Genomic DNA, 26,514 nt, shown 5'->3' with positions numbered 1-26,514 from the left:
CGGGATGCCCGGCGTCGCGCGCCTGGCAAGATCCGCCGGACAGGCCCTAGCCCTGGCCCGGTCCGGCTGTCCGGGCCTGACCCGGTCGTCCGGGCCCGGTCCGTTCGTCCGGGCCCGGTCCTCGGGACGCGCCTCAGGGCGCCGGGAACTCCAGCACGGCCAGCACCGGCAGGTGGTCGGTCGCGGCCCGCAGGTCGGCCCCGGTGACCCCGGGCAGCCCGTGCGGCACCCCGCAGCCGAGGACGGTGATCCCGGGCGTGGCGAAGACGGCGTCGATCCGCTGGTAGGGGTTCTCCGGGACGGACGTGAACTCGCCGCCCCAGGGCGCGGTCGGGTACCCGTCCCACATCCGGGAGGCCAGCAGCTGCCAGCCCGGCCCGTCCGGGTGCTCGTTGAAGTCCCCTGCCACGACGCCGTGTTCGGTGATCGCCAGCTGGTCGAGGAGCAGCTCGAACTGCCCGCACCGCTCCTGCGGGTCCAGGCTGAGGTGGCAGCTGGTGACGGTGAAGGGCGCGCTGCCGGGCAGCCGCAGCAGTGCGGTGGCGAAGCCGCGCGCGTGCAGGCCGCGGGTCTTGGGCAGCAGCCGGTCGTGCACGCCCAGCACCTCGACGGCGCCGGGCCGGCCGAGCAGCAGCGGTCCGGCGGCGGTGCGGCCGCCCCCGGCCAGGACGACCGTCCCGGTGTCCCGGGCCAGCCGGGCGGCCTGGCCCTCCGGGCGCCAGTAGCGCGGTGACTCCTGGACGCAGACCAGGTCGGGCGCGCAGGCCCGGATCACCCGCGCCAGCGCCCGCCGGTCGTCGCGCAGCGAACGGATGTTGTAGCTGAGCAGGCGCAGTCGGCGCGGGCCGCCCGGCGGCGGCTCGACGGGTGCGGCGGTCATGGTCCTCCCCTGGTGCGGTGTCCTGGGAAGGACGGTAGTGCGACGGCGGCGGCGCGTCCGGGATTGGTCGGGGCCCGGTCGCACCGCCGCCGGCGGGTCACGACGACTGCTGGGGATCGGTCAGGTGCGGGCGAGGTCCGCCGCGCCGACGATGCCGGCCGCGGAGCCCATGGAGGCCAGCACGACCTCGGCGCGGGGGCGGTGCACCCCGCCGGTCAGGTAGTGCTCGAAGGCCTTGGCGACCGGGTCGAGCAGCAGCCGGCCGGAGTCGGAGACGCCGCCGCCGAGGACGAACACGCCCGGGTCGAACAGCGCGGCGAGGTCGGCCATGCCGCGGCCCAGCCAGTCGGCCAGCTCGGCGTAGCACTCCAGGGCGAGCGGGTCGCCCTCCTCGGCCGCCTCGGTGATGTGGATGCCGCGGATGGTCTCGGCGACGCCGTCGTTGAGGTCCAGCATCCGCTGGCCGCGCACCGGGTCGGCCGCGGCCTTCTCCCGGCCGTAGCGGCGCAGCGCGCGCCCGGAGCCGTACTGCTCCCAGCAGCCCTTGCCGCCGCAGCCGCACTGGAGGCCGTCCGGGACCATGTTGAGGTGGCCGATCTCGCCGGCCACGCCGAAGCGGCCGCGGTGCAGCCGCCCGTCGAGCACGATGCCGCCACCGATGCCGGTGCCGACGGTGATCAGCACCATGTCCTGGTGCTCGGCGGCCGCGCCGAAGCGGAACTCGGCCCAGGCGGCGCAGTTGGCGTCGTTCTCGACCACCGCGGACAGGCCGGTGAGTTCCTCGATCCGGCCGCGCAGCGGCTCGTTCTCCCAGTCGATGTTGGGCGCGAAGATCACCGTGGAGCGGTTGCTGTCGACGAAGCCGGGGGCTCCGACGCCGACGGCGGTGACACCGGGGTGCTGCTCCTTGAGCTCGCGCACGGCCTGCGCGATGGCGTCGACGGCCCACTGGGGGTCGGCCGGGGTGGGCACCCGGGTCCGCGCCAGGATCGCACCCGCCTCGTCGACCACGCCTGCCGCGATCTTGGTCCCGCCGACATCGACGCCGATGGTCAGAGCCATGTGTCCCTCAGCTATTCACTCGTTCCCGCTGGACGGAACGGTACCGCCCAACCCTGCCCCCGTACACAGCCTCGCATACATTATCCGAAGACAATTCTGGGACAGCCCGGCCACGATGCTTCAAAAGTCGTATCGATTTTCCTTCTTCGTGACGTACGAGAGCAGCCTGGTCACGCTGCGGAATTCACGGATTCACTGCTTGGCGGACGGCCCGTCAGCCCCGTCGGCGCCCTCGGCCCGGCCGGGTGCGTCGAGGTCGATCTTCTCCACCGGCGCCCCCTCCCCGGCCGTCCAGCGCTGCTCGTGCCCGGCCACCGCGGCGCGGTAGGCGGCCAGCAGCTCGGCGCCGGCGGCGGCCAGCCCGGAGCCGGCCGCGGCGAGGTGGGAGTAGACCTCCGGCTGCTGGGTGCGCAGGCGGTCGGCCAGCCCGGAGAGGGTGATCAGGGTGGTGGCACTCGTCTCCTGCGCCTTCTCGCCGACGGCGGTGGCGAACCGGCGCACCTCGTCCACCAGCGGGCCCAGCTCCGGTCCGAACGGGTGGGACGGCCCGCTCCCCTGCTCCGTGCCGGGCTCGGTACGGTCGTCGGTGCTGGTCATCGCGGGCGCCTCCTCAGCCGTGGCCGCACCCCGCGGCCCCGTTCGGGCCGACGCTACCCGACCGGCCGGGCCGCGAGGAAAGGCCGGAAGGCCCGTCAGCCCTGCGGCCAGAGCGACGGGTCGGGTGCGAACCGCACCGACAGCACGCCCTCGTGCAGCCCCGCCCCGGCGACCGTGCAGCGGCGCAGCGCGGCGGGCAGCGGGAGCACCCGGCGGTGGGCGCCGAGGCCGACCACCAGGTCGTCGCCCCGGCGGACCAGGTCCAGCCCGGAGCGGTCGGCGCCGGGCAGGTCGAGGTGCCAGACCAGCAGGCCGTCCTCGGCAAGCCGGTCCTCGACCGGCCAGGGCTGCGGTTCGAGCCGCTCGGGGCCGGGGCCGTCCCCGTACAGCCGGTCGGCGACGGCCTCCAGGGTGCCCTCGGCCAGGCCGGTGACCAGCACCGGGGCGTCGGTCTCGGCGGCGAGCCGGTCCAGCTCCTCCTGGCGGCGGCGGGCCAGCTCGGCCAGCCAGGGGTCGGGCGAGGCGAGGGCGGCGGGCGGCAGCGCGCCGTGCACCACGACGGCGTCCGGCCGGTGGCCGTACAGCGCGAGCCCGGCCCGGACCCGGCCCAGCTGCTCGTACGGGTGGCCGTCGGCGGAGACGACCAGGCGCACGCTGGTGCCCGGGTCGCTGATCGCGGCGCGGGACTCGGCGAGCACCGCGGCGGCCTTGGTGCGCCCCTCGTACAGCCACTCGGCGGGCATCGGGACGCCGGCCAGCCCGGCCAGCAGCGGGCGCAGCGCGCGGGCGGCCTGCCGCTGCTCGGGGACCAGCCGCTCCAGGTAGCGGGTGAGCTGCTCGGGCAGGGCGAGGGTGGCGATCAGCTCGGCGGGTGCCGGGGCGAGCACCACCAGGACGTCCTGGTCGGCGGCGGGCAGCGCGCGCAGCAGGGCGAGCCGGGCGATGCCGGGGAGGGCGGTCAGCTCCTCGGGGTCGAGCTGTTCGGCGCCGAGCAGGTCGAGGGCGGGCTTGAGCCGGCCGGTGAGCTCGCCGACGGCGTAGCGGAAGGCGGCCTGCTCGTCGATCCGGGAGACCGTCAGGCCCGGCGCGTAGCGGAGCGGTTCCGGCTCCAGCCGGGTGCCGAGCGCGGAGTCCAGGGCGCGGTGCGGGTCGTCGGCGGCCAGCAGCCAGGTGCGGTGGCCGCGCCGGGCGGCGTGCAGGGCGGTGGCGGCGGCCACCGCGGGCGCGCCCGCGTCGCCGCTGACCAGGATGGTGCGTGTCGCCGTCATGCCGTCAGCCCCCGTTCCGCCGTGCCCGGGCCCGTCAGCCCTCGACGCGCTTCTTCAGGCCGGCCAGGGCGCGGTCGATGATGACCTTCTCGGCCTTGCGCTTGATCATGCCGAGCATCGGGATCTTGACGTCCACGGCGAGCTGGTAGGTGGCCTCGGTGCGGCCGCCGGACAGCGGGGCGAGGGTGTACGAGCCGTCCAGCGAGCGGAGCATCTGGCTGCGGACGAGGGTCCAGCCGACCTCGCGGTCGCCGTCCCAGGTGTAGGCGAGGGTGTGCTCGTCGCGGATGGCGCCGGCGTCGAGCAGCAGCCGGACCTGCGCGGCGCGGCCGTCCTCTCCGCTCTCCAGGACCTCGATCTCCTTGACCTCTCCGGTCCAGGCCGGGTAGGCGGCGAAGTCCGCGATCACGGCCATGACCGCGGCCGGGGTCGCGTCGATGATGATGCTCGACCTGGTGTGCTCCGCCATGGAAAGGCCCTCCGCCTCGTCCTTCTGCCTGCCCGGTCCGGTCGGGGCACGCTCGGCCCGATCCGCCCGGAGCAGGCTATCGCGACCGGCGATCTCCTCGGCGGCACGGGCACCGGCGGAGGCGGGCGGGGCGTCGGCGGCGGCCGGGGCGGGCCCGTCGGCGGGACGGCCACCGGGGACGGCCACCGGGACGGCCGGCAGGGCATGCTACCGGCCGGTCACCTGTGGGCTGTCGTAGGGTGCCAGTCGAACGACCCGGTCACGGCCTGGTCCGACCCGGCCGGGTGTGACACTTCGAACACCGGGGCCGACCCCCCTGGTCGAAGCTGCCTACCGGGCAGTAACGTCCTGCCGTCCCGCAGCGTCGCGAACGAGGAGCAGTCTTGCTCGACTTCAGCCTTCCGGCCCTCTACCAGGTACCGAGCGGCGGTAACCTCGCCGACCCTGTGCACCGGAACGCCGAGGAGCACCCGGACGTCGCGGTGCTCAGCCGGAAGGTGGACGGCCGCTGGCAGGAGTTGACCTCGGTCCAGTTCCTCGCCGAGGTGCACGCCGCCGCGAAGGGCCTGATCGCCGCGGGCATCGAGCCCGGCGACCGGGTGGGCGTCATGTCCCGCACCCGGTACGAGTGGACGCTGCTGGACTTCGCGATCTGGACGGCCGGCGCGATCACCGTGCCGGTCTACGAGACCTCCTCGGCCGAGCAGGTCGAGTGGATCCTCGGCGACTCCGGCGCCGTCGCCCTCGTCACCGAGACCGACCAGCACGTCAAGGTGGTCGCCGAGGTCCGCGACCGGCTGCCGGAGCTGAAGCACACCTGGCAGATCGAGGGCGGCGCGCTCGCCGCGCTGGCCGAGGCCGGCCGGGGCGTCCCGGACGCGACCGTCCAGGAGCGCCGGGCGATCGCCGGCCCCGACGACATCGCCACCATCGTCTACACCTCGGGCACCACCGGCCGTCCGAAGGGCTGCCAGCTGACCCACGGCAACTTCCTCGCCGAGTGCGGCAACGTGGTCGAGCGTCTGGCCCCGCTGTTCCGCACCGGCGAGAGCTCCGTGCTGCTCTTCCTTCCGCTGGCCCACGTGCTCGCCCGGATCGCCGAGATCGCCCCGGTGATGGCCCCGATCAAGCTGGGCCACGTCTCGGACATCAGGGACGTCACCGCCGAGCTGGCGTCGTTCCGGCCGACCCTGATCCTGGGCGTGCCCAGGGTGTTCGAGAAGGTCTACAACACCGCCCGTGCCAAGGCCCAGGCCGACGGCAAGGGCAAGATCTTCGACAAGGCCGCGGAGACCGCGATCGCCTACAGCCGGGCGCTGGACGCCGGCGGCGCCGGCCTGGTGCTGCGGCTCAAGCACGCCGTCTTCGACAAGCTGGTCTACAGCAAGCTGCGGGCCGCCCTCGGCGGCCGGGCCACCCACGCGATCTCCGGCGGCGCCCCGCTCGGCGAGCGGCTCGGCCACTTCTACCGGGGCATCGGCTTCACCGTCCTGGAGGGCTACGGCCTGACCGAGACCTGCGCGGCCACCGCCTTCAACCCGTGGGACAAGCCGAAGATCGGTACGGTCGGCCAGCCGGTCCCCGGCGCCTCGGTCCGGATCGCCGAGGACGGCGAGGTCTACTTCAAGGGCCCGCACGTCTTCACCGGCTACTGGAACAACCCCCAGGCCACCGCCGACACCCTCAAGGACGGCTGGATCGCCACCGGCGACCTCGGCGCGCTGGACTCCGAGGGCTACCTGACCATCACCGGCCGCAAGAAGGAGATCATCGTCACCGCGGGCGGCAAGAACGTCGCCCCGGCCGTGATCGAGGACCGCATCCGGGCCCACGCCCTGGTCGGCGAGGTCATGGTGGTCGGCGACCGCAAGCCCTTCATCGCCTGCCTGGTCACCGTCGACCCGGACTTCTTCCCGAAGTGGAAGGAGCTCAACGGCAAGCCCGCCACCGCCACGGTCGCCGAGCTCGCCGAGGACCCGGACCTGCTGGCCGCCCTGCAGTCCGCCGTGGACGACGGCAACGCGGCCGTCTCGCACGCCGAGGCGGTCAAGAAGTTCCGCCTGCTGGACACCGAGTTCTCCGAGGAGAGCGGCCACCTGACGCCCTCGCTCAAGCTCAAGCGCAACGTGGTGCTCAAGGACTACGCCGCCGAGATCGAGGCGCTGTACCGGAAGTAGGGCCGCGCCGGCGGCAGTACGGGTACGCCGAAGGGCCCCGGGGACTCCCCGGGGCCCTTCGCGGCGTCGTACCTTCGTACCTTCGTACCTTCGTACCCGCGGACTGCCGTACCGGGCGTCAGCCCGCCAGCAGCGAGGTCAGCCGCCCGGCCAGCAGGTCCCAGCGCCAGGAGCGCTCCACCCAGCGCCGGCCGGCCTCGCCCATCCGACGGCGCAGCTCCTCGTCCCGCAGCAGCCGGACGATCCGCTCGGCCGAGGCCTCGGCCGAGCCGCCCGGCACCACGTACCCGGTCTCGCCCTCCAGCACCGCGTCCGGCGCCCCGCCGGAGTCCCCCGCGACCACCGGCAGCCCGGTCGCCGAGGCCTCCAGGTAGACGATCCCCAGGCCCTCCACGTCCAGCCCCCCGCGCCGGGTCCGGCACGGCATCGCGAAGACGTCCCCGGCCCCGTAGTGGGCGGGCAGCTCGGCCCACGGCACCGAGCCGGTGAACCGCACCGAGTCCCGGACCCCCTCGGCATCCACCGACTTCTCCAGGTCCGCCCGGTACGGCCCGCCGCCGACGATCAGCAGCACCGCGTCCGGCACGTCGCGCAGGATCAGCGGCATCGCCTCGATCAGGGTGTCCTGGCCCTTGCGCGGCACCAGCCGGGAGACGCAGACCACCACCGGCCGGTCCGCCAGCCCCAGCCGCCGGCGCACCTCGGCGCCCCCGGAACCGGGGTGGAAGGTCGTCTCGTCCACGCCCGGCGGCAGCTGCACCATCCGGGCCGCGGCCCGCGGCCCGACCGCGGCGGCGATCCGCGAGCGGGTGTACTCGCCCAGGTAGGTCAGCACGTCGGTGCCCGCGCCGATCCGCCGCAGCAGCTGCCGGGAGCCCGGCAGCTGGGCCCAGGCGGCCTCGTGCCCGTGGGTCATGCCGAGCAGCCGCCCGGCCCCGGCCCGGCGCAGCGCGGGCGCCATCAGGCCCAGCGGGGCGGCCGCCCCGAACCAGACCGAGTCGCACTTCTCGGCGCGCAGGATCTCGGCGGCCCGCCGGGTGACCCGGGGTGTGGGAACCATCACCTTCGTGCGGTCCCGGATCACCGGGAACGGCTGCTCGGCGTCGAAGGCGCGCACCTCGGTGCCGTCCCGCCAGGTCGAGGCGTACACCACGACGCTCCCTGCGGGCTGACGGACGGCCATGTTGTGCACGAAGGCCTGGATGCCTCCCGGGCGGGGCGGGAAGTCATTGGTGACGATCAAGGTTCTGTGCATCAGGCCACGGCTCGCTCGGTCGGGGGGTGCTCGGTGTACCGCTGGGTGATCCGTACGATAGGTCAACACCATGACCCGCCGGGAACGGAACCGCGCACGGCAACCGTTTGACCCCCGGGTCAGTCCTAGTACCTAGGCCGCGGATGCGGCGGCCCGGGCGTCCGTCCGTACGACGCCTCCGGTGAGGACGTCGAGACGAACGAGGGAGCGCAGTGGAGTTGGCCCCGGCCACCGAGTCCGGTACTTCGCGCGGCCGCCTCGGCCGCCCGCTCGGGGCGCTCGCCGCCCTCGGGGCGACCTGGGTGGCCACCCGCACCGTACTGGTGCTGCTGATGACCGGGGTGCTGAAGGCGCCCGGCGGCGACGTCACCGCCGACGTCTGGATGATCTACCACGCCTGGTACGGCGTGCTGCAGACCGGCACCTTCCCGTTCGACGACGTCACCTGGCAGTACCCGCCCGGCGCCGCCCTGGTGATCCTGCTGCCGGGCCTGCTGCCCTGGTCGTACCTGACCTCGTTCTGGGTGATCTGCGGGATCGCCGACGCCGCCGCGGCCGCGCTGCTGATCCGCACCGGGCTGCGCCGGGGCCGGGCGCTGACCGGCGCCTGGCTGTGGGTGGTCGCCGTACCGCTGCTCGGCCCGATGATCTACAACCGCTTCGACCTGCTGGTCACCGCGCTCGCCCTGGCCGGCCTGCTGGCGCTGATCCGCCGCCCGGCGATCGGCGGGCTGCTGCTGGGCCTGGGCGGCATCGTCAAGATCTGGCCGCTGCTGGGCCTGATCGGCACCCCGTCCGGCCGCCGCACCCGCCGTTCCTGGACGCTGGCCGCCGCCACGGCGGTCTCGGTCGGCTTCCTGCTGGCGGCCGGGATGAACGGCGCCTTCGGCTTCCTGGCCTTCCAGGGGGCCCGCGGCATCGAGGTCGAGTCGGTGGGCGCGCTGCCGCTGCACATCGCCCGGCTGGCCGGGGGCTGGGACGGCAAGGTCACCATGAACTACGGCTCCCCCGAGATGCTCGGGCCGTGGGTCAGCGTGATCAGCAAGGTGATGATGGCCGGCACCGTGCTGGGCTTCCTCTGGCTGCTGCTGTGGCGCTTCACCGCCCGTCGGCGCAACGCCGCCACCATGTACGACGCGGCGCTCTGCGCGCTGCTGATCTTCGTGGTGACCAGCCGGGTGATCAGCCCGCAGTACCTGGTCTGGCTGGTCGGCGTCGCGGCGGTCTGCCTGACCGTGCGCGGCACCAGCCAGCGGCCGGTGGCGCTGCTGATCCTGCTCGCCTGCCCGCTCACCCTGCTCGAGTTCCCGACCTTGTTCACCCAGGTCCTGAACAGCGAACCGCTCGCGGTCGCCGTGCTGGGCCTGCGCAACCTGCTGCTGCTGACCGCCGCCGTGCTCTCCGGCATCCGGCTCTGGCGCTCCACTCGCGCCTCGACGGCCCTGGCGCCCACCGTGGTCCTGGCCGAGCCCCCGGCCCTGCCGGCTTCCTCCGGGTACCCGGTCCGCCCGGGCATCGCCTACGAGCAGGACCTGCTGGACGGCATCGACCACCCGGCCGGGCGGTAAGCGGCAGGGGGCCTTCGCTAGCCCTTCAAGGCCTCGACCTCGGCCCGCCAGAGCCCGGTGAACTCGGCCAGTCCGAGGCCCAGTTCGGACCGTAGCAGCCGGTCCGTCCGGTGCGTCCGCTCCTCGCCCGCCCCGTCGGCCGCGCCGACCGCCCGGTAGAAGGCGACCAGCCGCTGCGTCCCGTACCGGCGGGCGATCAGCTCGCAGGCCAGCCAGGACTGCTCGTAGGCCTGGGCGATGCCGTCGGCGCCCACGGTGAAGTCCGCATCGGCGGGCAGCGCGGCGGGCAGCTTCCCGGCGGCGACGTCCCGGGCCAGCTCGGGGGCGATCTGCTGCGGGCGCCGGCCGGAGTCCCGGTAGGCCGTCCAGTCGGCGACGCCCTCGGAGAGCCACAGCGGGGTCCAGGCCCGGGTGTCGGCCCGGGTCGCAACGTGGGTGGTCTCGTGGGTGACGACCACCTGGCGGCCGAAGTCGCTGAGCTTCGCGAAGGCCTCGGGGTTGATCACCACCCGGTCCGCCGGGGTGTGCCGGGGGGCGCCGGGGGCGGCCACGGTGACCGCCGCCATGCCCGTCCAGCCCGCCGGGTCGGCCTCCAGCAGCCGGGCGAACTGCGGCTCGGTGGCGGGCAGTTCCAGCAGCAGCCGGCCGGGCCAGGCGTCGCCCCAGACCGCGCTGACGGCCGGCACCGCCTTGTCCCCCACCGGGACCAGCCCGGCCGGGTCGGGCCCGTCGGCCAGGCCGAGCACCAGGCAGCGGGCTCCGGCGGCGGTGCGGACCGGGCCGAGGTCCCACGGCGCCGGGGGCCCACCGGCGCCCTCCTCGCGCTCGACCCGCCAGCCGCCCCGGTCCCGGACCAGCTCGATCCGGCGCGGGTACACCACCGGGTACTCGTCGTACCCGGCGATCCGCAGCGCCAGCTCGACGGACGCGCCCTGCCGCTCCGGCCCGGCGGGCGGTGAGAGCACCAGGTTCCGGTACACCGCCTCGGCCCCGGTCAGCCCCGACCGGGCGGGCAGCGAGCGTGCCCGCGCCGCCAGCAGCGCGGCGACCTCGGCCTGCCGGTCGACGGCCCGCCCGCCCGGCGGCGGCGGGGCCACCGGGGGCAGCGACAGCTGGGCCAGTCCGCCGGCCGCCAGCAGCAACGCACCGCGCCGGGACAGCACCCGGCGCACGGGGTCTATCGGGTGGGGGCCGTCCGGCCCGGAGGGCGTCGCGCTCAGAGCCGGACCACTCCCGAGACCGGCATCGCGTTGACGCTCTCGTACCGGACCTTGGCACCGGGGTACGGGGCGTGCACCATCACGCCGCCGCCGGCGTACATCCCGACGTGGTGCATGTCCCGGTAGAAGATCACCAGGTCTCCCGGCCGCGCTTCGGAGAGGCTGATCCGCTGCCCGGCGTACGCCTGGGCCTGCGAGGTCCGCGGCAGGGTCACTCCGGCCTGCCGCCAGCTGTAGTACATCAGACCGGAACAGTCGAAGGCACGCGGCCCGGTGGATCCGTAGACGTAGGGCGAGCCGACCATCCGCACCGCGGCGGCCAGCGCGGCCGCCCCGCGCTCGGAGGCGGCCGGGGCGTTGCCGAGGTCCAGCCGGTCGGTACCGCGGGTGGCGCGCTGCTCGGCCTCCCGGGCGTCCTGGGCGACCATCCGGTTCCGCTCGACGGCGCCCAGGCTGTTGAGCAGCTTCTGCGCCTTGGCGAGGCGCTGCTGGATCTGCTGCTTGTTCTCGGCGAGCGAGCGGCGGGCCTCGTCCAGTTCGGCGAGCTTGGCGGCGGTCTCGGTGCGCCGCTGGTCGAGCCGGCGCTGACGGGTGACCAGCTCGTGCAGGGTCTCCTGCTGGCGCTCGGCGGCCTGGCCGAGGGTGCGGGCGCGGGTGAGGTAGGCCTCCGGGTCGCTGGAGAGCATCAGCTGGGCGGTCTGGGTCATCCCGCCGCCCCGGTACTCGGCCCCGGCGACCGTGGCGAGGTCCCCGCGCAGCTCGTTGAGCTGCTCCTGGGCGGCGGCGACCTCGCCCTGGAGGATCGTGGTCTCGCCCAGAAGCCGCTTCTGCGCCTCCTGCGCGGCGTTGTACTTCTCCGAGGCCTGTTCGGCCTCGTCGTACAGCTGCTCGACCTGGGCCTTGACGTCCTTGCGGTCGGGCGCGTCCGGCGCCCCGGGGGCGGCCTGGGCGCTGCCGGCGGTCGCCACGCCCAGGGCCGTGGTGGCGGCCGCGGTCAGTACCAGCGCACGGGCGAGCAGTTGGGAACGACGGTGCACGGGCATGCGGCAACGGCTCCAGTCCTGCGGCGCGGCCCCGCGGCCGCGCCCCGGTGGGCGGCCGTCGAGCGGGAGTCCGGTGGCAGACGTTAGCGAGTCCGGGCAAGTGAGTCCAAACCCCTACCGACCCGAATATTTGACCCCTAATCGGACACCAGGTCGAGCCGCCGGAAAAGCCGCAGGCCCGGCCCTCCGTGACGGAGGACCGGGCCCGTGAACGCGTGGCCGGGGATCAGACCCGCACGATGGAGGCCAGCGGCATGTTGGAGACGGCCTCGTAGCGCACCGACGCACCCGGCTTGGGAGCGTGCAGCACCTGGCCGTTGCCCGCGTAGATGCCGACGTGGTGGGCGTCGCCGTAGAAGATCAGCATGTCGCCGGGCTGGGCCTGGGAGATGTCCGAGCCGATCCGGGTGCCGGCGCCGGCCTGCTCCTGCGAGGTGCGCGGCAGCGACACCCCGGCCTGGTTGAACGCCCAGACCATCAGGCCGGAGCAGTCGAAGGAGCTGGGGCCGGTGGCGCCCCAGACGTACGGGCTGCCGACCTTGGTGGCGGCGGCGGCCAGCGCGGCGGCACCGTGCGAACTGCCCGGGGCGATCTTGACCGGCGCGGCGGTGGAGCCCGAGCCGAGGTCGCTGCGGCTGCTGTCGCGCGAGGCGCGGTCCGGGGCGGCGGCCTTCGCGGCGGCGTCCGCCTTGGCCTTGGCGTCGGCGGCGGCCTTGTCCTCGGCCGCCTTGATCGCCTGGCGCTCCTGCTCGGTCAGCGTGTTGAGCAGGTCCTGGGCGGCCTTGAGCTTGTTCTGGACCTCGTCCTTGGAGGCCTTCAGCTGCTGGGTCGTGGACTCCAGCTCGCCGAGCTTGCCCTGGGCCTCGGTGCGGTCCTGGTCCAGCTTGCGCTGCTGGTCCTGGAGCTGCTTGAGCTGGTTCTTCTGGGTGCTGCCCGCCTGGTTCAGCGCGCCGGCCTGGTTGAGGAAGTTGTCCGGGCTGGAGGAGAACATCAGCTGGACCGTCGGGGATATGCCCCCGTTGCGGTACTGCTCGCCGGCGATCTCGGCCAGGCCGCCCTGGAGGTCGGTCACCTGGGCCTGCTGGCGGGCCACCTGGTCCTGGAGGCCGGAGACCTGCTTCTCCAGCTCCTGCTGCTTCTCCTGCGCGGCGTTGTACTTCTCGGTCGCCTGCTCGGCCTGCTCGTTGAGCTGGTCGACCTGCTCCTTGACCTGGTCCTTGGTCGGCTGCGGGTCGGCGTGCGCGCCGGACTGCGCGGAGAGCGCGACGGCGGCGGCGGCGAAACCGGTCAGGATCGAGACGCGGGTACGGCTGGCGGGCTTGGGACGACGATGGGACGCCACGAAGGCGGACTCCTTCTTCCTACGCCGCCTACCGGGTGAGCTGACGGGTTCGGGCCGGAAGCATGCCCTACGACGCCTCACCGGCCTCACCTACGGCCGACCTGGCGCCGATTCACCCCGGAGGAACGTGTGGTTCCCCGGCTCCGCTCCACAGCGCCCCCGACTACTGGGCTCCCCTGTCGGGCAGTCGCTTCGACCTGCCCCGCTGTTTCGCGAACTCGGCGGTAACCACCGCCGCCACCCAGGCTGGGTGATCGACTGTGCGGTGGTTCGGAGCACGACCCTAGTAACTGAACCGTGATCCGTTCAAATCCTTGTCAGAAAAAAGACGGAAGATTACCCATGTTCTTTTGTGAAAATGACTGATGGTGATCACCGGCGCACGCAAAGCTGATCGACTCTCACCCTCCGGCCCGCCCGGTCCGCAAACCCGGAGCGCCACCCCCGACCGGAGGTGGCGCGGATCACAGGGCCGGAACCGGCCCCTCGGGGAGGTACCGGAGCGTCAGATCCGGCGGATCGTGTTGATCGACATCGCGTCGGCCTTCATCACCTTCACCACGTCACCGGTGTGCGGCGCGTGGACCACCATGCCGTTGCCGATGTACATCCCGACGTGGTGCATGTCGCCGCCGTAGATCACCAGGTCACCCGGCTGGGCGGTGGCCAGCGTCACGGCGGTCCCGATGTGGCCCTGCTCCTGCGAGGTGCGCGGCAGCGAGACGCCGGCCTGGCCGTACGCCCAGACCATCAGGCCCGAGCAGTCGAAGGTGGAGGGCCCGGTGGCGCCCCACACGTACGGCGAACCCTGCTTGCTCATCGCCTTGGCCACCGCCACGGCGGCGTAGCCGCTGGCCGGCGGCAGGTTGCTGAGGTCGACCCGGTCGGCGCCGCGGGAGGCGCGGTCGTCCTGCTGCTGCTGGGCCCGGAGCGCGGCCCGGTCGGCGGCGCTGAGCGAGTTCAGCAGGTCCTGGGCGGTCTTCAACTTGGTGTTGACGTCCGCCTTGGCCTGGTTGAGGTCCTTGGTGGTGGAGTCCAGGGAGGCGAGCACGGCGGCCGCCTCGGCCTTCTCCTGGTCCAGCCGGCGCTGCTGGTCGAGCAGGCCCTTGAGCGCCTCGGTCTGGGTGGTGCTGGCCTGCTGGACGCTCGACGCCTTGTCCAGGTAGCCGGACGGGTCGGAGGAGAGCATCAGCTGGACGGACGGGTCGATGCCGCCGGTGCGGTACTGCTCGCCCGCGACCTGGGCCAGGCCCACCTGGAGCTGGCTCATCTGGTCCTGGCTGCGGGCCACCTGGTCCTGGAGCTGGTCGGCCTGCTTGCGGAGCTGGTCGGAGCGCTCCTTGGCGCCGTTGTACTTCTCGGCCGCCTGCTCCTGCTCCTGCTGGAGCTGGTCGATCTGCGCCTTGACGTCACTCTTGTTCGGCTGCGGCGCGGCATGCGCGGCGACCTGGGCGGAGAGGGCGACCGCGGTCGCAGCAGCAGCGGTGAGCACGGAGACCCGCGCGCGGCTCGGCTGCTTGGGACGGCGGTGGGAGGCCAAGGGACCGGCTCCTTCTTCCATCGGACTCACCTGATCAGGTGAGATTCCGGAAAATAGGTTTGACGCCAGACCCTAGTGAAGATCTACCCGTTTTGCCACTCCCCCGAAGGCGTGAACTCCGGTTCCCCCACTGACTTCACCGGATCCGCACACCCGCACGGAAGCCCCACTGACCTGCCGTCACAGCCCCCGTCCCGACTCCGACCCGGCTCGGGGCCGGCTCAGGGCCGGGCCAACCGGTTCAGCAGCAGCACCGAGGCCACCGGGCGCGCACCCGCCTTCCGCACGCCCTCCGCGACCTCCCGGTCGGTGGAGACCACCACCACCGGACGGCCCTGCGGCTCGGCCCGGACCAGACGGCGGATCAGCTCGTCCGCGGTCTCGCCGGTCCGGCTGAACCGTACCCGCACCCCGCGCGGCGGCGCCATGATGACCGGTACGTCCAGGTCCTGCCCGTCGAACACACAGGTGACCTCCGCCTGGGTGCGCTGGGCCAGCATCGCCAGCCCGCCCAGCAGCCGGATCCGCTGCTGCTCCAGCGGCAGCGCCGGGTACCCGGTCTTGGTCACGTTGTAGCCGTCCACCACCAGGTGCACCTGGGGGATCGCCAGCAACTGGTCCAGCAGCGCCGGGTCGTCCTCGGCCAGGCCGCGCCGGGCCACGTCGTGCGGCGAGGCCGACCCCGGCACCACCGCCTCCACCAGGTCCGCCGGGCGGAGCTGGGAGACCGGCAGCGCCAGCTCCCGCTGGAGGCCCTGCGCCGACTGCAGCACGGTGTCCAGCAGCAGCCGCAGCCGCATGTCCTCGACGCTGCGGCCCTCCCGGGCCGAGCGGCGGCCCTGCTCGACCGCGGTCTCCAGTTCGGAAACCCGGTGCCGCAGCCGCCGCGCCTCGGACTCGGCCGCGCTGCGCTCCCCGGTGGCCTGCGCCCGCGCCGCCTCCAGCTCCCCGGTCACCCGCCGGGTCTCGGCCTGCGCCCGCCGGGTGTCGCTCTCCAGCGACCGCACCTTCTTGCGCAGCGACTCGGCCTCCCGCCGGACGCCCTCGAACTCCGCGCGCTGGCGGTCCAGGTCCGCCCGCGCCGCGGCCCGCACCTCGGCCAGCTCGGCCTGGAGCTTCTCCACCTGCCGGGCGGCCTCCGCCGCCGCGTCCTCGGCGCCGGCCCGCTCGGCCTCCTCGCCCGCCTCGGCGACCAGTCGGCTCCAGCCGGGCGAGCGCACCAGGTAGGCGGCGGCCGCGACGTCCATCGGATCGGCGGCGCCGGGGACGGTGCCCGACTCCAGCGCCTTCACCAGGTCCGGCTGGCCCAGCCGCAGCCGCTCCGCTATCCGCACCCGGAAGGCCGGCTCGGACTCCAGCGCCGCCGCCAGCGCGGTGGCCGCGTACTTGGCCCGCCGCGCGGGGGTGAACTTGACGTACTGACGCAGGCTCTGCGGCAGCTCCCCGGGCGGCAGCCCGCCCAGCGCGTCCGAGGCCAGCCCGACCACCCGCCGGCGCACCCCTTCGGGCAGCGGCCGGTCCAGCTTCTCGGGCGCCCGCTCGGCACCCGCGCCGGCCGGGGCCCCGCCGGCGTCCCCCGGGAGGTCGGTCTCGGACCGGACCGGCCCGGTGGCCGGCTCCGGTGCCGGCGCAGCGGGCTGAAGCCCCTGCGCTTCGCCGGGCTCCCTCGCTGCGTCCACCACGTCCTCGGCTCCGATCCTGGTCCAGCGGGTGCGGCCGCGGCCGCCCCTGTCGTCACGCTCCGTGCGTCTTGTCTGTATTGTCCCGTGCGGTGGACGGCGGTGTCGCGCACCGCCCACCGCACCGGAGGGGTCAGCCCTGCGTGGTGGGGGCCTCCGCGGCCTCGGCACCCGGACGGGCCACCAGCTCGACCTGGTCCACCGCGTTGCACCAGCGGCAGCGCACGGACTCCACGGTCTCGCTGTGCACCTCGGTCTCCTCGACCCGGGATTCGCCGGCCAGGTCGAAGTGCAGGAACTCGGTGACCCGCGCGGAGCGGGTCACGTCGAAGCGGGTGAGGTTGCCGCACAGCGTGCAGCGCCAGCGCGTCTCGGCGGTCGGAGCGGGGACGGTCATCGGGGGTCCTCTCGGCTGGTCCCTGGGCGGGCCGGGCGCTCCCCCGGAGCCCCGGCGTCGGCGGCGGGAGGCGGGAATGCCCGCCCCAAGCCTATTGCCTGGGGCAACCACGAGGACCACCGGTCAGCTGAGATGACCGGAGTCCGTCCCGCCCCGCCGGACGGACCAGTAGTCCACCTGCCGTAAACCGCCGTGTCACCTGCCGCGCCCGGAGGGATGCTTGGCCGCATGGCGCTCACGGCCCCCGACCACACCGACGCGCGGGACGGCCGCCCGGCGCTGCCCGCCCCGGCGGTCACCTACGCCCTGATCGCGGTCAACACCCTGGTCTTCCTGCTCGGCCCGGCCGCCGGCCTCAACCCCCTGTACGGCACCGGCCAGGCCCGGATCTGCGCCGAGCAGCGGTACGAGCAGCGCTGGGGCGCCGTCCCCGCCGAACTGCTGACCGGCCACCCGCTGACCGCCGGACAACTGGCCGAGGCCCCCGACCCGGTCCCCGGCTGCCCCGCCGCCCCCACCCCGGGAAAGCACCCGGCGGTGTCCGCCCTCACCGGCCTCTTCCTGCACGCCGGCTGGCTGCACCTGCTGGGCAACCTGCTCTTCCTGCACGTCTTCGGCCCGACCGTCGAACGCCGGGTCGGCCGGGCCAGGTACCTCCTCTTCTACCTGGCCGCCGGCTGCACCGCCTCGTACGGCTTCGCGCTCGCCGAGGCGCACTCGCCCGACTCCACCCGGGTCCTGATCGGCGCCTCGGGCGCGATCTCCGCCGTGCTCGGCGCCTACCTGCGCTTCCACCCGCGGGCCCGGGTGACCACCCTCGTCCCGCTGCTCCTCTTCCTCCCGCTGCGCTTCCCGGCCTGGCTGGTGCTCGGCCTCTGGTTCGCCCTGCAGTGGTGGTCGGTGCACTCGGCCGGGCCCGGAGTGGCCTACCTGGTGCACGTGATCGGCTTCTCGGCGGGCTTCCTGTACGCCTGCACGGTGGTCGGCCACCCCCCGAGACGCCCCGGCTGAGGCCCGATACGCTGGCCGCACCCCATCAAGGAGCCCGAACTGTGATCACCGCCATCGTCCTGATCAAGACCAGTGTCGACCGCATCCCTGAGATCGCCGAGGCCATCGCCGCGATCGAGGGCGTCAGCGAGGTGTACTCGGTGACCGGCGGGTACGACCTGGTGGCGATGGTCCGGGTGCGCCGCCACGACGACCTGGCCGAGGTCATCCCAGGCCGGCTCAACAAGGTCCCGGGCGTGGCCCACACCGAGACCCAGATCGCCTTCCGCACCTACTCCCAGCACGACCTGGAAGCGGCCTTCGCCCTCGGCCTGGACGAGTAGGACTCAGCTCGCGCGACGCGTGTCGGCGACGCAACGGCCGCCCTCGTTGCGGTAGTTCCACGCCGCGCCGTCCGAGACCAGCTCGCGGACCGCGGCCAGGAAGCGCTCGACGTGCTCGTCCGGCGTGCCGGCGCCGAAGCTCACCCGGATCGCGTTCAGGCTGCGCTCACCGGGCAGCGAGGGCTCGGGCGCCCCGCACTCGGAGGGCGCCACGTCCTCGTCCCCGAGCAGGGTGCGCACCAGCGGGTGGGCGCAGAACAGCCCGTCGCGCACGCCGATGCCGTACTCGGCGGACAGCGCGGCCGAGAAGTGCGAGCTGTTCCAGCCCTGGACGACGAAGGACAGCACGCCCACCCGGGCCGAGCCGGCCCCGAACAGGTTCAGCACCCGGACCTCGGGGATCTCCGCCAGCCCCGCCGTCAGCCGCTCGACCAGCTCCCGCTCCCGGGCCTCCAGCACGTCGAAGCCGGCCTCGGTGAGCGCCCGACAGGCCGAGGCGATCGCGTAGGCGCCGATGACGTTGGGCGAGCCGGCCTCGTGCCGGGCCGGGCCGGTGTGCCACTGCACCGCCACCGAGCCGTCCAGCTCCCGGGCCACCGTCCGGGTCGCCCCGCCGCCGGCCAGGTAGGGCTCGGCCGCGTCCAGCCAGTCGGAGCGCCCGGCCAGCACCCCGGCGCCGAACGGCGCGTACAGCTTGTGGCCGGAGAAGGCGATCCAGTCGACGCCCAGTTCGCGCACCGAGACCCGGTGGTGCGGGGCCAGCTGGGCGGCGTCCAGCACCACCCGGGCGCCGTACCGGTGCGCGGTCCCGGTCAGTTCGGCGACCGGCCACAGCTCGCCGGTCACGTTGGAGGCGCCGGTGACGCACAGCAGCTTCGGGCCCTCCGGCGCCGCGGCCAGCGCCTCCTCCAGCGCGGCCACCGCCTCGGCCCGCGAGCGCGGCGCCCGCAGGTAGCAGACCTCCAGCCCGGCGTGCGCCCACGGCAGCAGCGAGGCGTGGTGCTCGGTCTCGAAGGCGAACACCCGGGTGCCGGCCGGGACGGCGGCGGCCAGCAGGTTGAGCGAGTCGGTGGTGGCGCGGGTGAAGACCACCTGGTCGCCCTCGCGCAGGTCGAGGAACTCGGCGACGGTCCGGCGGCTCTGCTCGAACAGGTCGGTGGACAGCTGGGAGAGGTAGCCGGCGCCGCGGTGCACGCTGCCGTAGTAGGGGGCGTAGGCGGCGACGTCGTCCCACACCCGCTGGAGGGCCGGCGCGCTGGCCGCGTAGTCGAGAGCCGCGTAGCCGACCTTCTCACCGCTGACGAGCGGGACCTCGACGTCGTGGCCGAGGACGGCGAGCGGGGCGGTGGTTCCGAGGGAGAGGGACATGAGGATGCACTCCTTCACGGGTAAGGGACCCCGGGAGTGCTGATCGTCCGGTGTCCGCGCTTGTCGCGCGGACGGCTTGCCCGGCGACCCGGTCCTCACCCAGGGCACCCCGCCACGGACGGAGGGTTGCCGGACAGCGAGCTGGGGCTTCGCGCTGTCACTCATGACCTGGCGAAGACTCTAGGTCGGGTACGTCGGAGGGTCAAACAGGCATCCACCATCCGGACAGCCTCCTCGGCGCGCCCCTCCGGCTCGGGGCGGGCGGCCGGAGGGCCCGTGCCGACGCATCGACACGGGCCCTCAACTACCGGCTCAGATCCGGCTGGTGGCCTCGGACCAGCGCCGCAGCAGGTCCTGCGCCCGGCCGGAGTCGATCGCCTCCGCCGCCCGCACCATGCCCGCCGCGAGCTGCTCCGCCAGCGGGGCGTCGCCCAGCTCCAGCGCGACCAGCGCCGCCGCCGTGTTCAGCAGGACGGCGTCCCGCACCGGCCCGCGCTCCCCGGCCAGCAGTCGGCGCGCCACCTCGGCGTTGTACGCGGCGTCGGCCCCGCGCAGCGCCTCGATGCCGACCAGCTCGATGCCGACGTCCCGCGGGTCGAACGTGGTCTCGGTGACCACGCCGTCGCGCACCACCCAGACCCGCGAGGTGGTGGTGATGGTCAGCTCGTCCAGCCCGTCGTCGCCGCGGAACACCAGCGCGGTCGCCCCGCGCCGGGCGAGCACCCCGGCGATCAGCCCGGCCAGCCGGGTGTCGAAGCAGCCGATGGCGTGCGAGGTGACCTTCGCCGGGTTGGTCAGCGGGCCGAGGATGTTGAAGGCGGTGGGCACCCCGAGGTCGCGCCGCGCGGTGGCGGCGTGCCGCATCGAGGGGTGGAACTTCGCCGCGAAGCAGAAGGTGAGCCCGACCTCCTCGGCCACCTGGGCCACCCGCCGGGAGGAGAGGTCGAGTGCCACCCCGAGCTTCTCCAGCACGTCCGAGGAGCCGCTGGACGAGGAGGCCGCCCGGTTGCCGTGCTTGACCACCTTGGCCCCGGCCGCCGCGGCGACGATCGCCGACATGGTCGAGATGTTGACGGTCTTCGCCCGGTCCCCGCCGGTGCCGACGATGTCGACCGCCGGGCCGGGGATGTCCAGCGGCTCGGCGTGGTCGTACATCGCGTCCACCAGGCCGGCGATCTCGTCGACCGTCTCGCCCTTGGCCCGCAGCGCCACCATGAACCCGGCCACCTGGACGGGGGACGCCTCGCCGCTCATGATCCGGTCCATCGCCCACGCGGTGGACGAGCGGTCGAGGTCCTCCCCCTTCAACAGAGCCGCCAGGATGTCCGGCCAGGTGCGGACCACCTGCGCGGGGTCGGTACCACCGTTCGCAGGGTTCACGTTCACCATGGCTGACTCCAGCTGTAGTCGGTTCCCCCGCGCCGGGGGGACGTCCGTACGGATGGAGCCAGCCTATCGAGCGGCGGGGTGCCGACGGCGCCCCCTTCTCCAGGACTGAGACGGCACCGCTCAGCGCGTGGCCGGGGCCCGCTTGGCCAGCCGGGCCCGCAGCAGGGTGGCGACCGCCTCGGCCAGCGCCACCGGCTCGACCGGGTGGGAGATCGCGGCATCGGCCCGGCTCCAGGCGGCGAGCCAGGAGTCCTGCGGCCGGCCGATCAGCACCAGCACCGGCGGGCACCCGTAGATCTCGTCCTTGAGCTGGCGCCCGAGGCCGAGGCCGCCGGCCGGCACCGCCTCGCCGTCCAGCACGCACAGGTCGACGCCGCCCTTCTCCAGCGCCTTGATCACCGCGGGGGTGGTCGCGCATTCGAGGTAGGACAGCTCCGGAAGATCCTCGGCGGGGCGACGGCCGAGCGCCGTCAGCACCTGCTCGCGGGTGTTGCGGTCGTCGCTGTAGACGAGGACGGTGAGCGTCTCGTCGGTCGTGTACGCCATGGACCCTGCTCCCTCAAGTGTGATCCGGACCACGTTCACCTGATCCGGATGCTACTCCCGTTTCCCCCGTCGCCGGTCCCCCTCGCGCACGTTCCCCCTCAAGCCGCCGCGCCCGTGACTCACCCGCTCGGAGGACGGCCCGTCACCCGGACCCGCCCGGTCCACCCGGACGGCGGATGCGGCGCCCCGCCCCCCTACGGCAGGACACTGGGCCGACCGTGCAACGACGCGCCGGGCAACGGGGTCGCGGGCCCCTCCGAGGAACCGTCAGAAAAGGGACACGCCGCTGCTCAGCCCTCGTCCGGACCCTCCGTCGGCCTTCAAGCGGGCATACCGCACGCACCGGACACTCCGAGGGACACCCCCCGACGTGAAGACGGAATAAGGGACCGACATAATGTCCGTCGTGGCGACAGCAACAGCAACAGAAACCGGGCACGCGCACGGATCGGTCAATCGACCGAACATGGTCAGCGTCGGAACGATCGTCTGGCTCAGTTCCGAGCTGATGTTCTTCGCGGCCCTCTTCGCGATGTACTTCACGCTCCGCTCCGTCAAGGGAGCCGAGTTCTGGGCCGAGAAGGCGCACGCCCTCAACGTGACGTTCTCCTCGATCAACACCACGATCCTGGTGCTCTCCTCGCTCACCTGCCAGCTCGGCGTGTTCGCCGCCGAGCGCGGTGACGTGAAGAAGCTCCGCGGGTGGTTTGCCCTCACGTTCTTCATGGGCGCGATCTTCATCGGCGGCCAGGTCTACGAGTACACCGAGCTGGTCAAGAACGACGGCCTCTCGCTGTCCTCCGACCCGTACGGCACGGTGTTCTACCTGACCACCGGCTTCCACGGTCTGCACGTGACGGGCGGTCTGATCGCCTTCCTGCTGGTCCTGGGACGGACGTACGCAGCCAAGCGCTTCACGCACGAGCAGGCCACCGCCGCGATCGTCGTGTCCTACTACTGGCACTTCGTCGACGTCGTGTGGATCGGCCTGTTCGCGACCATCTACCTGATCAAGTAACCAGCTGATCAGGTCGCTGGCCACCGGCAGCGGCCCCCGCCCTCACCGGCGACGGGCCGCTTCTGCCGGTGCCGACGCTCCCACCGACCGACCGCGCGCGCAGCCTTGGACAGGCAACCTCGTGCCGGCCAGACCGGCCGCCGGGTGCACCCACCAGTCGACCAGATCCTGACACCGGGGTTATTCCGTGAAAAAGCTCTCCGCACGACGGCGCCACCCATTGGCGGCGCTGGTCGTCCTACTTCTCGCCCTGGCGGCAACCGGGGGGCTGTACGCCGCGTTCGCGCCCGCCGACAAGGCGCAGGCCGACGTCGCCGCGCAGTCGCTCGCGATCGATGAGGGCAAGAAGCTCTTCGCCGTGGGCTGCTCCTCCTGCCACGGCCTGAACGGCCAGGGCAGCAGCGACGGTCCGAGCCTGGTCGGCGTGGGCTCCGCCGCTGTCGACTTCCAGGTCGGCACCGGTCGCATGCCGGCCCAGCAGCCCGGTGCCCAGGTGCCGCGCAAGAAGGCCATCTACAGCCAGAGCGAGATCGACCAGCTCGCCGCGTTCGTCCAGTCGCTCGGCCCCGGCCCGATCACGCCGGACGCGAAGCAGTACACCTCGACCAACCCGGACGACATCTCCAAGGGTGGCGAGCTGTTCCGCACCAACTGCGCCCAGTGCCACAACTTCGCCGGCCAGGGCGGTGCCCTGACGAAGGGCAAGTACGCCCCGTCGCTGGAGGGCGTGGACGCCAAGCACATCTACGAGGCCATGCAGACCGGCCCGCAGCAGATGCCGTCGTTCCCGGACAGCACCATGCCCGAGGAGCAGAAGAAGCAGATCGTGGCCTTCGTCCGCCACACCACCAACGATGAGCCCAACCCCGGCGGTCTCACCCTGGGCAGCCTCGGTCCGGTGACCGAGGGTCTGTTCGGCTGGATCTTCGGCCTCGGCACGCTCATCGCGGTCGCGATCTGGGTCGCCGCCCACACCACCAAGGCCAAGAAGTCATGAGCCACGACATGTCAGAAGAGAAGCTCCCGGAGCCGCACGGCTCCGCCGGCGAGGTGGCCGACCACGGCAACCCGTTCGCCGACCCGGGCCTGCCGGCCCACGAGCCCCGCCGCACCGACATCGACGAGCAGGCCGCCAAGCGGGCCGAGCGCCAGGTCTCGCTGATGTTCGTGGTCTCGATGCTCGCGACGATCGGCTTCATCGCCTCGTACGTGGCCATCGACCCGGACAAGATCGTCTACATCTTCCCGCTGGGCCACGTCAGCGCGCTGAACTTCGCGCTCGGCCTGACCCTGGGCGTCGCGCTGTTCATGATCGGCGCGGGCGCGGTCCACTGGGCCCGCACCCTGATGTCGGACGTCGAGCTGCCGGCCGAGCGTCACCCGATCGAGGCCTCCGACGAGGTCCGCAACGACGTCATCGACCAGTTCAAGACCGGTGCCGCCGAGTCCGGCTTCGGTCGCCGCAAGATGATCCGCAACACCCTCATCGGGTCGATGGCGCTGGTCCCGCTCTCCGGCGTGGTCCTGCTCCGCGACCTCGGCCCGCTGCCGGAGAAGAAGCTCCAGGAGACGGGCTGGAAGGAGGCCACCCCGGCCAAGCCGGTGCAGCTCGTCAACATGAGCACCATGCAGCCGATGAAGCCCGAGGACCTCGTGATCGGCTCGCTGACCTTCGCGATGCCGGAGGGGCTCACCACCCACGACGAGGACTTCCAGCAGCGCATCGCCAAGGACGCCCTGATGCTGGTGCGCATCGCGCCGGAGGACATCAAGGACGACAAGTCCAAGGAGCTGGGCTTCGAGGGCATCCTCGCCTACTCCAAGATCTGCACCCACGTCGGCTGCCCGATCAGCCTGTACGAGCAGCAGACCCACCACGCGCTCTGCCCCTGCCACCAGTCGACCTTCGACCTGGCGGACGGCGCGCGCGTCATCTTCGGCCCCGCCGGCCACCCGCTGCCGCAGCTGAAGATCACCACTGACGAGCAGGGCAACCTGATCGCCACCGGCGACTTCGAGAAGCCTGTCGGCCCGAGCTTCTGGGAGCGTGCTCGATGAGTAGCGCGAGCAGCACCAAGACCGGTGCCGCCAAGCCCTCCAGCACGCGTGCGAACCCCGCCAACAAGTGGGAGTCCGCGGCTGACTGGACGGACGGCCGGCTGGGGATCTACTCCCTCGCCAAGGCCAACCTGCGCAAGATCTTCCCGGACCACTGGTCCTTCATGCTGGGCGAGATCTGCCTCTACACCTTCGTCATCATCATCCTGACCGGTGTCTACCTGACGCTGTTCTTCAAGCCGTCGATGGCCGAGGTCGTCTACAACGGCTCGTACGTGCCGCTCAAGGGCATCGGGATGTCCGAGGCGTACGCCTCGACGGTGGACATCAGCTTCGAGATCCGCGGCGGTCTGCTGATCCGCCAGATCCACCACTGGGCCGCCCTGGTCTTCGTGGCCGCGATGCTCGTGCACATGATGCGCGTGTTCTTCACGGGCGCGTTCCGCAAGCCGCGCGAGATCAACTGGGTCTTCGGCTTCCTGCTGCTGGTCCTCGGCATGTTCGACGGCTTCTTCGGCTACTCGCTGCCGGACGACCTGCTGTCGGGCACCGGTATCCGCTTCATGGAAGGCGCGATCCTCGCGGTCCCGCTGGTCGGCACCTACATCCAGATGTTCCTGTTCGGGGGCGAGTTCCCCGGCCACGACATCGTGCCGCGGTTCTTCACCATCCACGTCCTGCTGATCCCGGGCATCATGCTCGGCCTGCTGGTCGCGCACCTGATCCTGGTCTTCTACCACAAGCACACCCAGTGGGCGGGCCCGGGCAAGACCGAGAAGAACGTCGTCGGCATGCCGCTGATGCCGGTCTACATGGCCAAGGCCGGTGGCTTCTTCTTCCTGGTCTTCGGCATCATCGCCGCCATCTCGGCGATCGCCACGATCAACCCGATCTGGGCGTACGGCCCGTACCGTCCGGACCAGGTGTCGACCGACGCCCAGCCCGACTGGTACATGGGCTTCTCCGAGGGCCTGATCCGCGTCATGCCGGGCTGGGAGATCAGCCTGTGGGGCCACACCCTGAACCTGGGTGTCTTCGTCCCGCTGATGATCTTCCCGCTGGTCCTGGTCGCGATCGCGGTCTACCCGTTCATCGAGGGCTGGATCACCGGCGACAAGCGCGAGCACCACATCCTGGACCGCCCGCGCAACGCCCCGGTCCGCACCGCCCTGGGTGCCGCCTGGATCAGCCTGTACCTGGTGCTGCTGGTCGGTGGTGGCAACGACCTGTTCGCCACCCACCTGCACCTGTCGATCAACTCGATCACCTACTTCGTGCGCGCCGGCTTCTTCGTGGTGCCGGTCATCACCTTCATCGTCACCAAGCGCTGGTGCCTCGGCCTCCAGCGCCGCGACAAGGAGAAGGTGCTGCACGGCCGCGAGACCGGCGTCATCAAGCGCCTGCCGCACGGTGAGTTCATCGAGGTGCACGCCCAGCTGCCGGCGAAGGACCTGCACACCCTCACCGCGCACGAGCAGAACCAGCCGGTCGAGCTGCCGGCCCAGACGGACGAGAACGGCGTGGCCCGCAAGGCCGGCGCGCTCACCCGCACCCGGGCCAAGCTCTCCCGCGGCTTCTACGGCGAGGGCAGCCAGATCCCCAAGCCCACCGCCGAGGAGCACCACGAGATCACCAGCGGCCACGGCCACCACTGATCCCGTACGCGCCCGCGTCACCCCGAGGGCCGCTGACCAGAGTTCATCTGGTCAGCGGCCCTCGGCCTTTGCCCCTCCGCCGGTACCCCTCTGCCAGTAGTACCCCTGCCGGCCCCGCATCCGCCGCGTCCCCAGGAGCCACCCGTGCAGCTGTCCGTCGACCCCGCCGCCGCCACTCCCCCGTACGAGCAGATCCGCGCCCAGATCGCCGAGCGGGCCCGCTCCGGTGCGCTGCCGACCGGGCTGCGGCTGCCCACCGTACGGGCCCTCGCCGAGGAGCTGGGGCTGGCCGCCGGAACGGTCGCCCGGGCCTACAAGGAGCTGGAGGCGGACGGCGTGGTGGAGACCCACGGCCGGCGCGGCACCCTGATCGCGGCCACCGGGGACGCCGCCCACCGGCTGGCCGCCGAGGCCGCCGCCGAGTACGCCGAACGCGCGAGCCGGCTGGGCCTGTCCCACCCGGAGGCCCTGGCCGCCGTGGTCACCGCCCTGGGCCTGGCCTACCCGCAGGCCTGAGGGCCCGGCCCGGGCCCTGGGAGGCGGCCTCGGCCGGACCGGGCCTAGGGCCTGTCCGGCGGATCTTGGCAGATCAGCGCGCGGCGTTGGGCGCCCGGCTGGGCGTGCGCCCGAGTCGGCCTCGTACTGGACG

Annotated in this window: 24 protein-coding genes and 2 riboswitches; of the genes, 9 read left to right on the top strand and 15 right to left on the bottom strand. The window is 73.0% G+C overall.

Annotated elements, in window-relative coordinates; genetic code table 11:
- Positions 1-133: 133 nt before the first annotated feature.
- The 5 genes from ACFWXO_RS37595 to ACFWXO_RS37575 form a co-directional block, all read right to left on the bottom strand.
- Positions 134-880, bottom strand: a complete 747-nt coding sequence (locus ACFWXO_RS37595) for an endonuclease/exonuclease/phosphatase family protein (protein WP_380529857.1) — start codon at positions 878-880, stop codon at positions 134-136.
- A gap of 120 nt (positions 881-1,000) precedes the next feature.
- A complete protein-coding gene (locus ACFWXO_RS37590; RefSeq protein WP_375893276.1) occupies positions 1,001-1,942 on the bottom strand; it encodes an ROK family glucokinase in 942 nt (313 codons plus the stop codon).
- A 192-nt stretch (positions 1,943-2,134) separates the two neighbouring features.
- Positions 2,135-2,539, bottom strand: a complete 405-nt coding sequence (locus ACFWXO_RS37585) for a DUF5304 family protein (protein ID WP_375893278.1) — start codon at positions 2,537-2,539, stop codon at positions 2,135-2,137.
- Between the two features lie 95 nt (positions 2,540-2,634).
- Positions 2,635-3,807 carry an ArsA family ATPase gene (locus ACFWXO_RS37580; protein WP_375893280.1) on the bottom strand — a complete coding sequence of 391 codons (1,173 nt, stop codon included), beginning with the start codon at positions 3,805-3,807 and terminating at the stop codon, positions 2,635-2,637.
- A gap of 34 nt (positions 3,808-3,841) precedes the next feature.
- Positions 3,842-4,276 (bottom strand): SRPBCC family protein, encoded by a 435-nt coding sequence (locus ACFWXO_RS37575; RefSeq protein ID WP_375893282.1) that lies wholly within the window; start codon positions 4,274-4,276, stop codon positions 3,842-3,844.
- Between the two features lie 383 nt (positions 4,277-4,659).
- Between ACFWXO_RS37575 and ACFWXO_RS37570 the strand changes: the two genes are divergently transcribed.
- Positions 4,660-6,453, top strand: coding sequence for an AMP-dependent synthetase/ligase (locus ACFWXO_RS37570; RefSeq protein ID WP_380529854.1), 1,794 nt, complete (start codon positions 4,660-4,662; stop codon positions 6,451-6,453).
- Between the two features lie 118 nt (positions 6,454-6,571).
- Here the strand turns inward: ACFWXO_RS37570 and ACFWXO_RS37565 are convergent, their stop codons facing one another.
- Positions 6,572-7,708, bottom strand: a complete 1,137-nt coding sequence (locus ACFWXO_RS37565) for a glycosyltransferase family 4 protein (RefSeq protein ID WP_380529852.1) — start codon at positions 7,706-7,708, stop codon at positions 6,572-6,574.
- Positions 7,709-7,920: 212 nt separating this feature from the next.
- Here ACFWXO_RS37565 and ACFWXO_RS37560 point away from each other — a divergent pair, with 212 nt between their 5' ends.
- Positions 7,921-9,276 carry a glycosyltransferase 87 family protein gene (locus ACFWXO_RS37560; protein WP_380529850.1) on the top strand — a complete coding sequence of 452 codons (1,356 nt, stop codon included), beginning with the start codon at positions 7,921-7,923 and terminating at the stop codon, positions 9,274-9,276.
- Between the two features lie 17 nt (positions 9,277-9,293).
- Here ACFWXO_RS37560 and ACFWXO_RS37555 read toward each other — a convergent pair whose 3' ends face one another.
- The 6 genes from ACFWXO_RS37555 to ACFWXO_RS37530 all read right to left on the bottom strand — a co-directional run bounded on the left by ACFWXO_RS37555 (position 9,294) and on the right by ACFWXO_RS37530 (position 16,497).
- On the bottom strand, positions 9,294-10,448 hold the full coding sequence (locus ACFWXO_RS37555; RefSeq protein ID WP_380529848.1) for a hypothetical protein: 1,155 nt from the start codon (positions 10,446-10,448) through the stop codon (positions 9,294-9,296).
- 44 nt (positions 10,449-10,492) lie between these two features.
- On the bottom strand, positions 10,493-11,539 hold the full coding sequence (locus ACFWXO_RS37550; protein ID WP_375893290.1) for an NlpC/P60 family protein: 1,047 nt from the start codon (positions 11,537-11,539) through the stop codon (positions 10,493-10,495).
- Positions 11,540-11,765: 226 nt separating this feature from the next.
- Positions 11,766-12,881, bottom strand: a complete 1,116-nt coding sequence (locus ACFWXO_RS37545) for an NlpC/P60 family protein (RefSeq protein ID WP_380529846.1) — start codon at positions 12,879-12,881, stop codon at positions 11,766-11,768.
- Positions 12,882-12,891: 10 nt separating this feature from the next.
- Positions 12,892-13,047, bottom strand: a riboswitch (cyclic di-AMP (ydaO/yuaA leader).
- Positions 13,048-13,386: 339 nt separating this feature from the next.
- The gene (locus ACFWXO_RS37540) at positions 13,387-14,421 is read right to left on the bottom strand and encodes an NlpC/P60 family protein (RefSeq protein ID WP_375893294.1); all 1,035 of its coding nucleotides are present in this window, start codon (positions 14,419-14,421) and stop codon (positions 13,387-13,389) included.
- A gap of 221 nt (positions 14,422-14,642) precedes the next feature.
- Entirely contained in the window at positions 14,643-15,944 is a 1,302-nt protein-coding gene (locus tag ACFWXO_RS37535; RefSeq protein ID WP_375893323.1) for an NYN domain-containing protein, read from the bottom strand.
- Positions 15,945-16,233: 289 nt separating this feature from the next.
- Positions 16,234-16,497 carry a hypothetical protein gene (locus tag ACFWXO_RS37530; protein ID WP_375893296.1) on the bottom strand — a complete coding sequence of 88 codons (264 nt, stop codon included), beginning with the start codon at positions 16,495-16,497 and terminating at the stop codon, positions 16,234-16,236.
- A gap of 228 nt (positions 16,498-16,725) precedes the next feature.
- Here ACFWXO_RS37530 and ACFWXO_RS37525 point away from each other — a divergent pair, with 228 nt between their 5' ends.
- Together ACFWXO_RS37525 and ACFWXO_RS37520 are read left to right on the top strand one after the other, a co-directional pair.
- Positions 16,726-17,508, top strand: coding sequence for a rhomboid family intramembrane serine protease (locus tag ACFWXO_RS37525; protein ID WP_380529843.1), 783 nt, complete (start codon positions 16,726-16,728; stop codon positions 17,506-17,508).
- 41 nt (positions 17,509-17,549) lie between these two features.
- Positions 17,550-17,831 (top strand): Lrp/AsnC ligand binding domain-containing protein, encoded by a 282-nt coding sequence (locus ACFWXO_RS37520; RefSeq protein WP_030240061.1) that lies wholly within the window; start codon positions 17,550-17,552, stop codon positions 17,829-17,831.
- 3 nt (positions 17,832-17,834) lie between these two features.
- On the opposite strand, the gene ACFWXO_RS37515 is transcribed toward ACFWXO_RS37520, so the two are convergent.
- The 3 genes from ACFWXO_RS37515 to ACFWXO_RS37505 all read right to left on the bottom strand — a co-directional run bounded on the left by ACFWXO_RS37515 (position 17,835) and on the right by ACFWXO_RS37505 (position 21,134).
- Positions 17,835-19,199, bottom strand: a complete 1,365-nt coding sequence (locus tag ACFWXO_RS37515; RefSeq protein ID WP_380529841.1) for an aminotransferase class V-fold PLP-dependent enzyme — start codon at positions 19,197-19,199, stop codon at positions 17,835-17,837.
- A 51-nt stretch (positions 19,200-19,250) separates the two neighbouring features.
- A riboswitch (SAM riboswitch) is annotated at positions 19,251-19,368 on the bottom strand.
- Positions 19,369-19,511: 143 nt separating this feature from the next.
- Positions 19,512-20,588, bottom strand: a complete 1,077-nt coding sequence (gene trpD / locus ACFWXO_RS37510) for an anthranilate phosphoribosyltransferase (protein WP_375893302.1) — start codon at positions 20,586-20,588, stop codon at positions 19,512-19,514.
- Positions 20,589-20,708: 120 nt separating this feature from the next.
- Positions 20,709-21,134, bottom strand: coding sequence for a hypothetical protein (locus ACFWXO_RS37505; RefSeq protein WP_375893304.1), 426 nt, complete (start codon positions 21,132-21,134; stop codon positions 20,709-20,711).
- A gap of 397 nt (positions 21,135-21,531) precedes the next feature.
- On the opposite strand from ACFWXO_RS37505, the gene ACFWXO_RS37500 reads away from it, so the two are divergent.
- From ACFWXO_RS37500 to ACFWXO_RS37480, 5 genes are all read left to right on the top strand, one after another.
- Positions 21,532-22,152 carry a heme-copper oxidase subunit III gene (locus tag ACFWXO_RS37500; protein ID WP_375893306.1) on the top strand — a complete coding sequence of 207 codons (621 nt, stop codon included), beginning with the start codon at positions 21,532-21,534 and terminating at the stop codon, positions 22,150-22,152.
- A 187-nt stretch (positions 22,153-22,339) separates the two neighbouring features.
- Positions 22,340-23,149, top strand: coding sequence for a c-type cytochrome (locus ACFWXO_RS37495; protein ID WP_375893308.1), 810 nt, complete (start codon positions 22,340-22,342; stop codon positions 23,147-23,149).
- 8 nt (positions 23,150-23,157) lie between these two features.
- Complete coding sequence (locus ACFWXO_RS37490) at positions 23,158-24,210, top strand: Rieske 2Fe-2S domain-containing protein (protein ID WP_375893309.1); 1,053 nt, start codon at positions 23,158-23,160, stop codon at positions 24,208-24,210.
- Positions 24,207-25,865, top strand: coding sequence for a cytochrome bc complex cytochrome b subunit (locus ACFWXO_RS37485; protein ID WP_380529837.1), 1,659 nt, complete (start codon positions 24,207-24,209; stop codon positions 25,863-25,865). The genes ACFWXO_RS37490 and ACFWXO_RS37485 overlap by 4 nt, the downstream gene beginning before the upstream one ends.
- A gap of 144 nt (positions 25,866-26,009) precedes the next feature.
- On the top strand, positions 26,010-26,381 hold the full coding sequence (locus ACFWXO_RS37480; protein ID WP_375893312.1) for a GntR family transcriptional regulator: 372 nt from the start codon (positions 26,010-26,012) through the stop codon (positions 26,379-26,381).
- Positions 26,382-26,514: the final 133 nt, after the last annotated feature.

Origin of the sequence: Kitasatospora sp. NPDC059088, assembly GCF_042738155.1 — a bacterium.
Classification (GTDB): Bacteria; Actinomycetota; Actinomycetes; order Streptomycetales; family Streptomycetaceae; genus Kitasatospora.
This window is presented reverse-complemented; position numbering and strand designations above follow the sequence as displayed.

Excerpts from the sequence above, each read along its gene's own strand:
- ACFWXO_RS37595 (WP_380529857.1), bottom strand. The coding sequence starts at position 880 with ATGACCGCCGCACCCGTCGAGCCGCCGCCGGGCGGCCCGCGCCGACTG.
- ACFWXO_RS37590 (WP_375893276.1), bottom strand. The coding sequence starts at position 1,942 with ATGGCTCTGACCATCGGCGTCGATGTCGGCGGGACCAAGATCGCGGCA.
- ACFWXO_RS37585 (WP_375893278.1), bottom strand. The coding sequence starts at position 2,539 with ATGACCAGCACCGACGACCGTACCGAGCCCGGCACGGAGCAGGGGAGC.
- ACFWXO_RS37580 (WP_375893280.1), bottom strand. The coding sequence starts at position 3,807 with ATGACGGCGACACGCACCATCCTGGTCAGCGGCGACGCGGGCGCGCCC.
- ACFWXO_RS37575 (WP_375893282.1), bottom strand. The coding sequence starts at position 4,276 with ATGGCGGAGCACACCAGGTCGAGCATCATCATCGACGCGACCCCGGCC.
- ACFWXO_RS37565 (WP_380529852.1), bottom strand. The coding sequence starts at position 7,708 with ATGCACAGAACCTTGATCGTCACCAATGACTTCCCGCCCCGCCCGGGA.
- ACFWXO_RS37550 (WP_375893290.1), bottom strand. The coding sequence starts at position 11,539 with ATGCCCGTGCACCGTCGTTCCCAACTGCTCGCCCGTGCGCTGGTACTG.
- ACFWXO_RS37530 (WP_375893296.1), bottom strand. The coding sequence starts at position 16,497 with ATGACCGTCCCCGCTCCGACCGCCGAGACGCGCTGGCGCTGCACGCTG.
- ACFWXO_RS37525 (WP_380529843.1), top strand. The coding sequence starts at position 16,726 with ATGGCGCTCACGGCCCCCGACCACACCGACGCGCGGGACGGCCGCCCG.
- ACFWXO_RS37515 (WP_380529841.1), bottom strand. The coding sequence starts at position 19,199 with ATGTCCCTCTCCCTCGGAACCACCGCCCCGCTCGCCGTCCTCGGCCAC.
- trpD (WP_375893302.1), bottom strand. The coding sequence starts at position 20,588 with ATGGTGAACGTGAACCCTGCGAACGGTGGTACCGACCCCGCGCAGGTG.
- ACFWXO_RS37505 (WP_375893304.1), bottom strand. The coding sequence starts at position 21,134 with ATGGCGTACACGACCGACGAGACGCTCACCGTCCTCGTCTACAGCGAC.
- ACFWXO_RS37500 (WP_375893306.1), top strand. The coding sequence starts at position 21,532 with ATGTCCGTCGTGGCGACAGCAACAGCAACAGAAACCGGGCACGCGCAC.
- ACFWXO_RS37490 (WP_375893309.1), top strand. The coding sequence starts at position 23,158 with ATGTCAGAAGAGAAGCTCCCGGAGCCGCACGGCTCCGCCGGCGAGGTG.
- ACFWXO_RS37485 (WP_380529837.1), top strand. The coding sequence starts at position 24,207 with ATGAGTAGCGCGAGCAGCACCAAGACCGGTGCCGCCAAGCCCTCCAGC.